Genomic DNA, 12696 nt, shown 5'->3' with positions numbered 1-12696 from the left:
GGCCCCGCCGTCGAGGACCGGACCTGTCCTCGGTGCGGTGCAGACTGGGCGGCGTGATGGAGACGTCGGCACGGCTGCTGCGCCTGCTCGGGCTGCTGCAGGTACCGCGGGACTGGACCGGTCCGGCGCTGGCCGAGCGCCTCGACGTCGACGTCCGCACCGTGCGGCGTGACGTCGACAAGCTCCGCACCCTCGGCTACCCGGTGCACTCGACGCCGGGCACGACCGGCGGCTACCGGCTCGGCGCCGGTGCCGCGCTGCCCCCGCTGCTCCTCGACGACGACGAGGCGGTGGCCGTCGCCGTCGGGTTGCGGACCGCGGCCGGCGGCACCGTCTCCGGGATCGAGGAGACGTCGGTCCGGGCGCTGGCCAAGCTGGAGCAGGTCCTGCCGAACCGGCTGCGCCGCCGGGTCGCGGCGCTGGGCGCGGCCACCGCGACCCTGGTCGGGCGCGGCCCCACGGTCGACGCCGACGACCTCTCCGCGCTGGCCGCGGCCTGCCGGGACCGGGAGCGGGTCCGCTTCGACTACACCGGGGGCGACGGCAGCGAGACCCGCCGGATCGTCGAGCCGGAGGGGCTCGTGCACACCGGCCGGCGCTGGTACCTGGTCGCCTGGGACACCGGCCGCGACGACTGGCGCACCTTCCGGGTCGACCGGATGCGGCTCCGGCTCCCCGCCGGGCCGCGGTTCGCGCCCCGCGACCCACCGGAGGGCGGCGTCGCGGCGTTCGCCCAGCGGGGGATCTCGACCGGCGCGTACCCGTACCGGGCGCGGGTGGTGTTCGAGGCGCCCGCGGAGCAGGTCGCGGAGTGGGTGACGCCGGCGTCGGGCACCGTCACCGACCTCGGCGACGGCCGCTGCGAGCTCGTCGCCGGTGCGTCCGGTCTGGACACGCTCGCCGTCTGGATCGGGTTCTTCGGCGTCGACTTCCACGTGTTGGAGCCGCCGGAGCTCGTCGAGCACCTGGACGCGGTCGCCGCCCGGTACCGGCGGGCCGCCGCGGCGTCCCGGGCGGCGGCGCCCCCGGACGAGGGTCGTCCGGCGGTGCCCCCGGACGAGGGGCCCGGGAGCGCCGGTACGGGACCGCCGGGCTGATCCGCGGAGCGGTGGTCAGGGCTGCGGCACGAGCCGGACGGACCCGACCGGCTCGCCGTGGCCGAGCACCTCGACCCGCCCGGCGGTGTCCAGCGCGGGGGAGTGCACGCCCCAGCCGCCGAGGAGACCGGCCGCGACGACCGGTAGCGGGCGGGCCGCCCCGTCCAGCACGGTGACGGCGAACGCGCGCCCGTCCGGCAGCGCGGCCGCGAGGACGCCCTCGGCGCCGTCCTTCGCGACGAGGCCCGGGACGGCCTGCGCCAGCCGGGTCACGGCGCGTCCGGTGCCGCCGACCCACCACGGGTGCTCGCGCATCGCCGCGGCCACCCGGCCCTCCGGGGTCCCCGGCGCGGGGGTCGCGATCCGGGCGAACGCCCGGGCCAGCCCGGCCGGGGTGGATCCGAGGAGCGGGGCGCCGCACCCGTCCACGGTGGTGACGGCGGGCTCGACCCCGGTCAGGTCGGCGACCGTGTCGCGGACGAGCCGCTGCAGCGGGTGCCCCGGGTCGCGGTAACCGGTCGTCGGCCACCCGGCGGCGACGCAGGCGGCCAGCATCGCGGCGTGCTTGCCGGAGCAGTTCTGCAGCACCGGCGCGGGGCCGCCACCGGATGCGCGCACGCCCGCGGCGGCGTCCGGGTCGAGCGGCAGGTCCGGGGTGTTGTCCAGGTCGTCCTCGGTGAGCCCGGCGCCGGCGAGGATCCGGCGGACGCCGTCGACGTGCGCGGGCTCGCCGGAGTGCGACGCGCAGGCCAGTGCGAGCAGCTCACCGTCGAGATCGAGGCCCGCGCGCAGCAGCGCGACCGCCTGCACGGGCTTCAGCGCGGACCGCGGGAGGAACGCGACGTCCGGGTCGCCCCGGCCGGTCAGGCCGCCGCCGGCGTCGAGCTCGGCGACCGTGCCCAGGTGCACCGACTCGACGGTGCCCTCGCGCTCGACGTACGCCAGCGGGACGGCGGCGGCGAGGACGGGCGGGGCGGTCGTGGCGGCGGGGGAGGTCACCCGTCGACGCTACGTCAGGCGGGGCCGGGCGCCGGGCGCAGGCCGAGCGCCCGTTCCAGCTCGGGCGTGGGGTGCACCGGCACCGGGCCGTACGCGTTCCGCCGGGCCGAGCGGCGCCGGACCGCGGGCAGCCGGGTCAGCAGCCGCAGGAACCCGGGCGGTGTGACGGCGCGCCCGCGCTCGCGGGCCCGGGCGACGGTCCGCTCCACCCGCACCTGCTGGTCCTGGACGGTGACGATCGCCGGTTCCCGCTCGGCCTGCACCGCGGCGAGCACGTCGTCGCCCGGTGTGCCGGCCCGCAGCGCCGGGACCAGGTGGTTCGCCGCGGCCAGTGCGTCCTGTGCGGCCATCAGGATCCCGTTGCCCCCGACCGGGGAGATGACGTGCGCGGCGTCGCCGAGCAGGAGCAGGCCGGGGCGGTGCCAGACCGGCACCCGGGAGATGTCCACCGACAGCAGCGTCGCGTCGTTCAGGTCGGTGAGCAGCCCGACCCGGTCGGCCAGCCACGGCACGCGCTCGGCGACCTCCCGGCGGACGTACCCGACGCCCGCCTCGCGGATCGCCGGGTAGCCGCCCTTCGGCAGGGAGAGCCCGACCTGCCAGCGGCCGGGACCGCCGAGCAGGCCGACGTAGTGCCGCTCGCCGAAGAAGAGGTCGACGTCCGCGTCCGGTGGGTCGTCGTCGCGCTGGGGGAGCGCGAACCACAGCAGGTCGGTGGTGGCGCCCTGGGAGACGGCCGTCGCCCCGGCGAGGGTGCGGATCCGGGAGAACCGGCCGTCGGCGGCGACGACGAGATCGGCCTCGACCTGCTCGCCGGAGCGCAGCGTCACGCCACGCACCGGGTCACCGGCCGTCCCGGTCCCGAGCAGGCCGTTCACCGCGGCACCGGTGCGCAGCGCGAACGACGGCAGCGCGGCGGCCTCCCCGGCGAGGAAGTCGAGGAACCGGGCCTGCGGCATCAGCGCGACGTAGTCGTAGGGGGTGTCGAGCAGGCCGTAGTCGGAGGTGGTGACCAGCCCCTTCGGCGTCCGGAACCGGAACTGCCGGGCCTTGACGTGCGGGAGCTCCAGCAGCCGCCCGGCGAGACCGAGCCGGTCGAGGAGCTCGAGGGTCCACGGGTGCAGGGAGTCGCCGCGGAAGTCGCGGTCGAAGTCCTGGTGACGCTCGAGCAGCGTCACCGGCAGCCCGGCCCGGGCCAGCAGGTAGGCCAGCAGCATCCCGCCCGGCCCACCGCCGGCGACGACGGTCCTCGCGGGGGTGGTCACGCCCGCAATGCTAGCTCGCCGATCGAGTGTCTCGCTCGTCGAGGGAGTTGAACTGCGGGAGCGGGCGGCGGCAGAGGAAGGTCCGCGCGGGCGGCGGGTTGCGCCACTCGGTGGCGGTCTCGACGACCTCGTCGAAGTGGGTGTCGAGCAGGTCCCGCAGGTCGCGCACCCGGTTCGGCAGCGCCATCCACGTGATGATCATGCTCATGACGCCGTCCGGCACGAGCCGCCGTGCGATCACGCCCATCACCGACAGGCGCAGCGTCTGCGGGAACACCGCCCAGGGCAGCGTGGAGACGAACGCGTCCACCCGGTCGATCCCGGCCTCGTCGAGGATCCGCTCCAGGTCGGCGACGTCACCCTCGACGACCTCCAGCCACGGCTTGTGCTCCCGCAGGTGCGCGACGAGCTCCGGGTCGATCTCGATGGCGAGGTAGCGGGCGTTCGGGCCGAGCCGGGCGCGGATCGGCTCGGCCAGGACGCCGGGCCCGGCCCCGAGCTCGACGACCACGCCGTTCGTGCCGTGCGGGACGACCTGTGCCAGCTGCCGGCACAGTCGCCGCCCGGTGAGGAACGGTGTCGCGAGCTGGTCCATCTTGGAGAAGGACCGCTTGAGGAAGACGGTGTGGTCGGGACGGGCCATACGGACATCGTGGCGGGTCCGCGGCCTCCGGTCATGTGGAGGCGACCGGCGTCACGACGGCCGCGCGGCCCCGGGGACGCGAGAAGGCCCGCGACCGGATGGTCGCGGGCCTTCTCGTCACGGTGCGCCGTCAGGGACTCGAACCCCGAACCCGCTGGTTAAGAGCCAGCTGCTCTGCCATTGAGCTAACGGCGCGTACGGTGAATTCTCACCGGGTCTCGCGATGTGGAGTTGTGGTGCGCCGTCAGGGACTCGAACCCCGAACCCGCTGGTTAAGAGCCAGCTGCTCTGCCAATTGAGCTAACGGCGCGTATTCATTTCTGTCGTCGTGCTGTCGCGCGCCCCGGGCGAGAACGACCCCGGAAAATTAGCACGATGCTTTCCGGGATCGACCGCCAGGGTGGCGACCGGGTGAGTGACGGGACTTGAACCCGCGGCCCCCTGGACCACAACCAGGTGCTCTACCAACTGAGCTACACCCACCATGCGAACTCCCCGGCCGTGGCCGGAAGCGCTGATACAGCATAGCCCCCGGTGTGCGGCCGGTTGCGCGGGGGTTGGCTCACCCCGTCGCGCCGCCCCCTGCCTGCGGGTTCGCCGTCGTGGCCACGTCGGCGACCGCGGCCGCGGCGGCCTGGGCCTGCTCGCTGCTCGGCCCGGGCGGGGCCACGAACAACGCCTTCCGGTAGTACGCGAGCTCCCGGATCGACTCCTGGATGTCGGCCAGCGCGCGGTGCGCCAGCCCCTTCTCCGGCTTCGCGTAGAACACCCGTGGGAACCAGCGGCGGGCCAGTTCCTTCACCGAGCTGACGTCGATCATCCGGTAGTGCAGGTAGGCGTCGAGCTCCTGCATGTCGCGGGCGAGGAATCCGCGGTCGGTCGCGATGGAGTTGCCGGCGAGCGGCGCGGTGCGGGCGTCGGGAACGTGGGCGCGGATGTAGGCGAGCACCCGTTCCTCCGCCTCGGCGATGGTCACCGTCGCGGCCCGGACCTCCTCGGTCAGCCCGGAGCGCGCGTGCATGTCCCGCACCACGTCGGGCATCGCGTCGAGCTGCGCGTCGTCGCAGGCGATGACGACGTCCACGCCCTCGCCCAGGACGTTGAGGTCCCCGTCGGTGACCAGCGCCGCGATCTCGATGAGCGCGTCGGAACCGAGGTCGAGCCCGGTCATCTCGCAGTCGATCCACACCAGCCGGTCGGTCATCGGTGCAGACTATGTGACATCCGTGCACACGGCGCGCGCCCCGCGGGTCACGGCGGTGTGAGTGCCCTACGCTCCCGGTCCGTGGCCGACAACGCAGATTCCGCTGCAGATCACACCGCCGCCCGCACCATCGCCGAGGGGTACGCCACCGACGGCGCCGCGCTGGAACTCGGCACGGTGCTCGTCGACGGTGTCTGCGACCCGGAGGCGCGGGTCCGGATCCCGCTGGCGACGCTGAACCGGCACGGCCTCGTCGCCGGCGCCACCGGTACCGGCAAGACGAAGACGCTGCAGGCGCTCGCCGGGCAGCTCTCCGACGCCGGCGTCCCGGTGCTCCTGGCCGACGTCAAGGGCGACCTGTCGGGCATGGCGCGGGCCGGCGAGCCGGGCGCGAAGATCGACGAGCGGGTGCGCGACACCGGCGACGACTGGACGCCGACGGCCTACCCGGTGCAGTTCCTGTCGCTGGGCGACGGCGGCGTGGCCGTCCCGGTGCGGGCGACGATCACCCAGTTCGGCCCGATCCTGCTGGCGAAGGTCCTGGGGCTCAACCCCACCCAGGAGTCGACCCTCGGCCTGATCTTCCACTGGGCCGACCAGCGCGGGCTGCCGCTGCTCGACACGAAGGACCTGCGCGCCGTCATCCAGCACCTGACCTCCGACGAGGGCAAGGCCGACCTCAAGGGGATCGGCGGGGTGTCGTCGTCGACGGCGGGGGTGATCCTGCGGGCGCTGGTGAACCTGGAGGCCCAGGGCGGGGACACGTTCTTCGGCGAGCCCGAGTTCGAGCCGGCGGACCTGATGCGCGAGATCGAGGGGAAGGGTGTCGTCACCCTGCTCGAGCTCGCCGAGCGGGCCGCGAACCCGATGCTGTTCTCCACGTTCCTCATGTGGCTGCTGGCCGAGCTCTACGAGGACCTGCCCGAGGCCGGCGACCTGGACAAGCCGAAGCTGGTCTTCTTCTTCGACGAGGCGCACCTGCTGTTCGCCGACGCGTCGAAGGCGTTCCTCGACCGCATCGAGCAGACGGTGAAGCTCATCCGGTCCAAAGGAGTCGGGGTGTTCTTCTGCACCCAGCTGCCCACCGACGTCCCGAACGAGGTGCTGTCGCAGCTCGGCGCGCGCGTCCAGCACGCGCTGCGGGCCTTCACCCCGGAGGACCAGAAGGCCCTCAACCGGACCGTGAAGACCTACCCCCGGTCCGACGTCTACGACCTGGAGTCGGCGCTGACGTCGCTGGGCACCGGCGAGGCGATCGTGACCGTGCTGTCCGAGCGGGGCGCCCCCACCCCGGTCGCGTGGACCCGGCTGCGGGCGCCGCGCTCGATGATGGCCGCGCTCGGCGAGGACGACGTCCGGCAGGAGGCGGCCGCGTCGTCGCTGCAGGCCAAGTACGGCGAGATGGTCGACCGCGACTCCGCCTACGAGCGGCTGACCGGCCGGATCGCGTCCGGTCCCGGCGGGGACGCCACCCCCGTCGAGGCCCCGGCCCCGCAGGCCCCGCCGCCCGGCGAGGCCGCCCCGCCGCCGCCCCCGCCGCAGCCGCAGGACTCCAGCGAGCAGGGCTGGTTCTCCAAGGTCGGTGACTTCCTGCAGTCCCCGACCGGGCGGCAGATCACGAACACGGTCACCCGGGAGATCACCCGGAGCCTGTTCGGGACCCGCCGCCGGCGCTGAGGATCAGGCCCGGAAGCCGCGCACGGCGTCCGGCGAGATCTCCGCCATCAGCGCGACGGCGTCGGACGGGGCCAGGTCGAGCACCTGCACGGCGCCGTTGCCCGCCGCCGTCGTCGCCTCCAGGGTGACGACGCCGGCCCGGCGCTGGAACAGGCTCTGCCGGACCCGCCAGCCGATGACGCCGTCGCGGCGCAGCGCCGCCGTCGTCCGGAGCAGCGAGCCGCTGCGGGCCACCAGGTAGCGCTCGTCGAGCCGGTGGCCGAGCGCGCGGTAGCGGTCCAGCCCGAGCGGGACGGCGACGACGACCAGCAGGGCCGCGACCGCCAGCGGCCAGGACGGGCCGCCCGCGTAGGCGAGTGCGGCGGCCGCCACCGGCAGCACCAGCGCCGGGCCGACCGCCCGGACCAGGCGCCGCGTGCGGGCCCGCCGCGGGTGCGCCGTCAGCGGGCCGTCGGTGACCGCGGACCCGGTCCGGGCGGCGGTCGTCGCGATGCGGTGCGCGTGCGCCCGCGGGACCGGCGGGCCGAGCGCGCCCGCGTGGCTCGCCTCGCCGTCGGCGCCGGCCAGCCCGACGGTCAGCGCCCCGGCCTGCGCGCCCTTCCCGATCGCGCGCACCAGCAGCGGCTCGGTGACGGTGACCCCGCGCAGCCGCTGCTCGGACACCGACAGCGAACGCCGGGTGAGCAGCCCGCGCCGGACCCGCAGGGTGCCGTCGGGCTCGCGGGTCAGCCGGAACCCCCACCAGCGCTCGACGAACAGCACGATCGACCCGGCGACCATCAGGAACAGCAGCAGGACGACGCCGACCAGCACCGACGCCCAGACCGGTGCGGAGGTCAGCTCACCGGCGACGGCGTCCGCGCCGGGGAGGGTGCGGGGATCGACGTCCGCCTCGCGGAGCAGGTTCCAGAGCGCGGCCGCGGCGGCACCGATCGCGGCCAGCGAGCTGACGGTCAGCGGGGCGTAGCGCAGCGACGCCCAGTCGATGCGGTCCAGCTCCTCGCCGGCCTCCGGCTCCGCTGCCGGCCCGGGAGCACCGGCCGTGGGCGGGTGGGTGCCCGCGGCGGGGCGGGAGAGCAGCTCGCGGCGGAGACGCTCGGCCTCGGCCGTGGTGACGGCGTCGAGATCCAGGCCGGACTCCTTGCCCGCGCTCTGCCCGGACCCGACCTTCACCACGCTGACCCCGACGAGCCGGTGCAGCAGCGGCGCAGTCAGGTCGACGGTGCGGATCCGGTCCCGCGGGACCGAGCGGCGCTGCCGGTTGAGCAGCCCGCTGTGCAGCTCGACGCGCTCCTCGGTGATGCGGTAGCGGGTGGTCCGCCAGCGGACCACCCCGGCACCGACGGCGAGCACGGCGATCCCGGCCGCGATCCACAGCTGCACCGCGTTCCCGCGTCCGGCGCCGAACAGCAGCAGGACGACCAGGGCGGGGGCCAGCTTCAGGAGTGCGGTGGCGGGGGCGACGACGAGCATCAGCGCCGGGAGGCGCCGCCAGCCGTCCCCGGGGGCCGTCGCGGTACCTGCGGGTCCGGGGGCGGGGGAGTCGTGGCCGTCGAGCGCGGTGCCGGGTGCCTCGGTGCGGCTCCAGGGAGGCGGGACACCGCCGGACTCCCGGAGCGTCGGACGGTCCGGGGCCGGGACGACCCACCGGGAGCCCGGGTCGGGGGACCCGGTTCCGTCGCCGCTCACGTCGCGTCCCCGGAGTGCCGGCCGGTCGTCTCGGTGAGCCGCCGGGCCAGCTCGCGGGCCTCGTCGGCGTCGAGACCGGCGATGCGGACCGGGCCGCGGGCCGACGCCGTCGTCACCGTGACGGTCCCCAGCCGCAGTGCCTGCTGCAGCGGGCCGTGCTCGGTGTCGACGGTCTGCACCCGCGGGATCGGCGCGATCCGCCACTCCCGGACCAGCCAGCCGGAGCGGGTGTAGACGGCCTCGTCGGTGACCTCCCAGCGGTGCAGCCGGTAGCGCAGGGTCGGGACCAGCAGCGTGGCGACGAGCAGCCACAGGACGGTCAGCGTGATCGTCGCGATGAGCAGGCCGTGCCACGGCTCGCGCGGGAGCAGGACCCAGCCGACCCCCTGGGCGACGAGCAGCACGACCGGCGTCGGCAGTCCGCGCAGCCGCCACCACCAGATCGCGCGCCCGTCCACCCGGTGCGCCGGTGGGCGCAGGGGGAGCGGGAGCTGCTCGGTGCCGTCGGTCGGGTCGCCGGTCGTGAGGGGGCCGGAGGCGGTCATGGGCACACTCTGCCGAACGAGGACGCCGCTCGGCATGCGGCCGCGCCGCCCGGTGTGCGGCTGTGGCCGAAAGAGGGGTCCCGGAGCCACCGAGTGGCACACCGTGCACCCCGGGAGCCCGGGACGGCGTGCACCGTGTGCCACTCGGCTGATGTCTCGGCGGGTGCCTCAGCGGGACGGGGCCGCGAGGTCGTAGACGGTCGTCCCGCCGACGGTGGTGGCGGTGTAGTGCGCCGCCACCCACTCGGTGATCGCGGCGCCGACGCCGCGGTCGCCACCGGGCCCACCACCGTCGCCGCCGCCGACGAAGTACCGGATCTCGCCCTGCGCGACGTACTGCCGGAACTGCTCCAGGGTCGGGAACTCGTCGCTGCCGGACCAGCCGCCGATCGCCATGACGGCCGTGTCGCCGCCGGCGGCGAGCATCATCGACGCGGCGCTCTGCGAGCCGATCGTGGCCGCGGCCCAGCGGGCGTCGCCGGCGTCGGCGAGGAGCGCGGCGACCTCGGCGTTCGTCTCGGCGCCGCCGGGCCCACCCGGACCTCGCCCGCCGTCGCGGACGCCGCGGCCACCGACGCCGTCCTGCGAGCCGGAGACCTGCGGTCCGGCCGTGGGGATCGAGCCCCCGTGCACGGTCGCGGCCGTCTGCACCGCGTAGGCCGCCGGTGCCGCGATCCCGGACAGGACCGCCACCCCGAGCACCACGGCGAGCACCCGCCTCCCGCCGTACCGGACCAGCAACGCCACCCCGGCGACGACGCCGAGCACCAGCACCACCCACCGCAGCCACGGCAGGAAGTCGGGCGACCGGCCCAGCAGGACGAACGCCCACACCGCGGTCCCGGCCGTCGCGACCGCGAGCACCGCCCGCGCCCACCAGCGGTCCCGGTGGGCGAGGACCTCGCGGCCGCCGACCGCGACCAGCGCCGCGATCCCGGGGGCGAGTGCCACCGCGTAGTACGGGTGGATCGTGCCCTCCATGAAGGAGAAGACCAGCGCGGTGACCAGCGTCCAGCCGCCCCACAGCAGCAGCGACGCGCGCACCGGGTCGGTCCGGGACGCCCGCCCGCGCAGCACCAGTGCGGCGACGACCAGCAGCAGCGCCGCCGGCAGCAGCCAGGACACCTGGGTGCCGAAGGCGGCCTCGAACATCCGCAGGACGCCCGTCCCGCCACCGAACGCGGTGTTCCCGCCCGTGCCGCCGGGACCACCGCCCGTGCCGCCGGGCGGCATCATCCCGCCGCCGGGCGGCGTCGCACCGGCCGTGCCCGCCGCGCCGGCCGCGTCGGCACCGGCCGTCGCACCGGGGGCTCCCGCGGCCCCGCCACCCGGCGTCCCGCCACCGCCACCCGGCGTCCCGCCACCGCCGTTGCCGTCGCCGCCGAGGATCCGGCCGAGGCCGTTGTAGCCGAAGGCCAGGCCCAGCGGGGTGTTGTCACCGGACCCGCCGATCCAGGGCCGGGACCCGACCGGCCAGAGCGCGACCGCGAGCAGCCACCAGCCGGCACCGGCGACGATCCCGGCGCCACCGGCGAGGAGCTGCCACCCCCGCCGCAGCGGCCGTCCGGGAGCGGCCCACACCCAGGTCAGGGCCAGCGCCGGCAGGACGACGAACGCCTGCAGCGACTTGGTCAGGAAGGCGAACCCGACGACGAGCCCGGCCGCGACGATCCACCGGGTGCGGCCGTCCTCGACACCGCGGACCACCAGGTAGGCGGCGGCGACGAGGAGCAGGGTGAGCAGCGCGTCGGGGTTGTCGAAGCGGAACATCAGGGTCGCGACCGGGGTCAGCGCGAGTGCGGCACCGGCGAGCAGCCCGGCGCCGTGCCCGGAGACCCGGCGCACGGCCGCGTACAGCAGCCCGACCGCGGCGACCCCCATGAGCGCCTGGGGGACGAGCAGGCTCCAGGAGCTGAACCCGGCGACCCGGGCGGCGATCTCCATCGGCCACAGCGCGGCGGGCGGCTTGTCGACGGTGATCGCGTTCGACGGGTCGAGGGAGCCGAAGAAGAACGCCGTCCAGTCGTTCGCCCCGGCCTGGACCGCGGCGGCGTAGAAGGAGTTGGCCCAGCCGGACGCGCCCAGGTTCCACAGGTACAGGACGCCGGTCGCGACCAGCAGGGCGGCGACCGAGACCGGCCGGTGCCAGGGCCGGTGGGGGGGTGTGTCGTCGTCGGTGCGGGGCCGTGCGGACGGCCCGCGGTCGAGCGTGGTGGTCACCGGGCGGCTGCCTTCTCGAGCGTGGGGACGGGGGTGGTCTCGCGGCGGAAGATCCAGGATCGGAACAGGACGAAGCGCAGCACCGTCGCGACGAGGTTGGCCGCGACGATCACCGCGACCTCGACGGCCAGGTGGGCGCCGGGGGCGGCGAGGGTGAGCATGCCGAGCGCGCCGGTGGTCAGTGCCAGGCCGAGCCCGAACACGACCAGTCCCTGGAACTGGTGGGTGACGGCTCGTTCGCGCCCGCGGACGCCGAAGGTGAACCGCCGGTTCGCGGCGGTGTTGACCACCGCGCAGATCACCATCGCGGCGACGTTGGCGGTGATCGGGCCGAGGATCCCGCGGAAGGCGAGGAACAACAGCAGGTTCGCCACGGTCGAGGCGACGCCGATCGCCGCGAACCGGGCGAGCTGGAACGGCATCGCCCGCGGGACGCCCGGCACCGGCGCCGGTTCCAGCGGTGCCCGGCCGAGCTGGGCGCGGATGTCGGCCAGTGGGAGCGCGCCACGGGCCAGCGCCCGGCCGACCCGCCAGACGCCCTTCAGGTCGGCGACGGCGGTTGCGACGATGTCGACGCTGGAGTCGGGGTCGTCGACCCAGTCGACCGGGACCTCGTGGATGCGCAGGCCGGCGCGTTCGGCGAGGACGAGCAGCTCGGTGTCGAAGAACCAGCCGGTGTCCTCGACGAGGGGCAGCAGGCGGTGGGCGACGTCGGAGCGGATCGCCTTGAAGCCGCACTGGGCGTCGGAGAACCGGGCGGACAGCGCGCCGCGCAGGATCAGGTTGTAGCTGCGGGAGACGAACTCCCGCTTGGCCCCGCGCACGACGCGGGAGCCGCGGCCGAGCCGGGTCCCGATCGCCAGGTCGGAGTGCCCGGAGACCAGCGGCGCGACCAGGGGGAGGACGGCGCCGAGGTCGGTGGAGAGGTCGACGTCGCAGTAGGCGAGTACGTCGGCGTCGGACGCGGACCAGACCTGCCGCAGCGCCCGGCCGCGGCCCTTCTGCTCCAGCCGGACCGTGCGGACCTCGGCGATCTCGGCGGCCAGCCCGGCCGCGATGACGGGGGTGGCGTCGGTGCTGGCGTTGTCGGCGATCGTGATCCGGAAGGTGTAGGGGAACCCGCCGGTGAGGAAGGCGTGCAGCCGCCGCACCGAGGACTCCACATCGGACTCCTCGTTGAACACCGGGACGACGATGTCCAGCACGGTTCGTCCGGGCCGCTGCGGTGGCGGCGGCACGTCGGGTCGGGTCACGGTCTCGGGGCCGGTGACGACTGGGGTCATGGCACCGACGGTCGTCCCCGGCTCTGTCGCGGCCGTGTGATCGACCTGTGCGCCGGCTGTGAGCACGTGCCCGC

10 protein-coding genes and 3 tRNA genes are annotated in these 12696 nt (G+C 75.4%); 2 read left to right on the top strand and 11 right to left on the bottom strand.

Annotated features, from left to right (window positions below):
* Positions 1 to 53: 53 nt before the first annotated feature.
* Positions 54 to 1097 (top strand): helix-turn-helix transcriptional regulator, encoded by a 1044-nt coding sequence (locus PP1_RS09955; RefSeq protein ID WP_170918876.1) that lies wholly within the window; start codon positions 54 to 56, stop codon positions 1095 to 1097.
* A 15-nt stretch (positions 1098 to 1112) separates the two neighbouring features.
* Here the strand turns inward: PP1_RS09955 and PP1_RS09950 are convergent, their stop codons facing one another.
* The 7 genes from PP1_RS09950 to orn all read right to left on the bottom strand — a co-directional run bounded on the left by PP1_RS09950 (position 1113) and on the right by orn (position 5208).
* Positions 1113 to 2096 (bottom strand): asparaginase, encoded by a 984-nt coding sequence (locus PP1_RS09950; protein WP_075314028.1) that lies wholly within the window; start codon positions 2094 to 2096, stop codon positions 1113 to 1115.
* A gap of 14 nt (positions 2097 to 2110) precedes the next feature.
* Positions 2111 to 3313, bottom strand: coding sequence for an FAD-dependent oxidoreductase (locus PP1_RS09945; RefSeq protein WP_050802361.1), 1203 nt, complete (start codon positions 3311 to 3313; stop codon positions 2111 to 2113).
* 58 nt (positions 3314 to 3371) lie between these two features.
* Positions 3372 to 4004 (bottom strand): class I SAM-dependent methyltransferase, encoded by a 633-nt coding sequence (locus tag PP1_RS09940; RefSeq protein ID WP_010229911.1) that lies wholly within the window; start codon positions 4002 to 4004, stop codon positions 3372 to 3374.
* Between the two features lie 123 nt (positions 4005 to 4127).
* Positions 4128 to 4199, bottom strand: a tRNA-Lys gene (locus PP1_RS09935).
* Between the two features lie 39 nt (positions 4200 to 4238).
* Positions 4239 to 4314, bottom strand: a tRNA-Lys gene (locus tag PP1_RS09930).
* 100 nt (positions 4315 to 4414) lie between these two features.
* Positions 4415 to 4487, bottom strand: a tRNA-His gene (locus PP1_RS09925).
* Positions 4488 to 4566: 79 nt separating this feature from the next.
* The gene (gene orn / locus PP1_RS09920; RefSeq protein ID WP_010229914.1) at positions 4567 to 5208 is read right to left on the bottom strand and encodes an oligoribonuclease; all 642 of its coding nucleotides are present in this window, start codon (positions 5206 to 5208) and stop codon (positions 4567 to 4569) included.
* Positions 5209 to 5289: 81 nt separating this feature from the next.
* On the opposite strand from orn, the gene PP1_RS09915 reads away from it, so the two are divergent.
* Complete coding sequence (locus PP1_RS09915; RefSeq protein WP_060573496.1) at positions 5290 to 6885, top strand: helicase HerA-like domain-containing protein; 1596 nt, start codon at positions 5290 to 5292, stop codon at positions 6883 to 6885.
* 3 nt (positions 6886 to 6888) lie between these two features.
* Here the strand turns inward: PP1_RS09915 and PP1_RS09910 are convergent, their stop codons facing one another.
* The 4 genes from PP1_RS09910 to PP1_RS09895 form a co-directional block, all read right to left on the bottom strand.
* On the bottom strand, positions 6889 to 8574 hold the full coding sequence (locus PP1_RS09910; RefSeq protein ID WP_083697048.1) for a PH domain-containing protein: 1686 nt from the start codon (positions 8572 to 8574) through the stop codon (positions 6889 to 6891).
* Positions 8571 to 9119 carry a PH domain-containing protein gene (locus PP1_RS09905; RefSeq protein WP_010227087.1) on the bottom strand — a complete coding sequence of 183 codons (549 nt, stop codon included), beginning with the start codon at positions 9117 to 9119 and terminating at the stop codon, positions 8571 to 8573. The genes PP1_RS09910 and PP1_RS09905 overlap by 4 nt, the downstream gene beginning before the upstream one ends.
* A gap of 168 nt (positions 9120 to 9287) precedes the next feature.
* Complete coding sequence (locus PP1_RS09900; protein ID WP_075314029.1) at positions 9288 to 11339, bottom strand: ArnT family glycosyltransferase; 2052 nt, start codon at positions 11337 to 11339, stop codon at positions 9288 to 9290.
* The gene (locus PP1_RS09895) at positions 11336 to 12622 is read right to left on the bottom strand and encodes a bifunctional glycosyltransferase family 2/GtrA family protein (RefSeq protein ID WP_083697310.1); all 1287 of its coding nucleotides are present in this window, start codon (positions 12620 to 12622) and stop codon (positions 11336 to 11338) included. Before PP1_RS09895 ends, PP1_RS09900 begins: the two co-directional genes overlap by 4 nt.
* Positions 12623 to 12696: the final 74 nt, after the last annotated feature.

The sequence above is a fragment of the Pseudonocardia sp. P1 genome, assembly GCF_000178675.2.
Taxonomy (GTDB): domain Bacteria; phylum Actinomycetota; class Actinomycetes; order Mycobacteriales; family Pseudonocardiaceae; genus Pseudonocardia.
The sequence above is the reverse complement of the archived record's forward strand: the minus strand, read 5'-3'. Positions and strand labels throughout refer to the sequence as shown.

Bases quoted from the DNA above. Each gene is read 5' to 3' on its own strand.
- PP1_RS09945 (WP_050802361.1), bottom strand. From the start codon at position 3,313: ATGCTGCTGGCCTACCTGCTGGCCCGGGCCGGGCTGCCGGTGACGCTG.
- PP1_RS09940 (WP_010229911.1), bottom strand. From the start codon at position 4,004: ATGGCCCGTCCCGACCACACCGTCTTCCTCAAGCGGTCCTTCTCCAAG.
- orn (WP_010229914.1), bottom strand. From the start codon at position 5,208: ATGACCGACCGGCTGGTGTGGATCGACTGCGAGATGACCGGGCTCGAC.
- PP1_RS09905 (WP_010227087.1), bottom strand. From the start codon at position 9,119: ATGACCGCCTCCGGCCCCCTCACGACCGGCGACCCGACCGACGGCACC.
- PP1_RS09895 (WP_083697310.1), bottom strand. From the start codon at position 12,622: ATGACCCCAGTCGTCACCGGCCCCGAGACCGTGACCCGACCCGACGTG.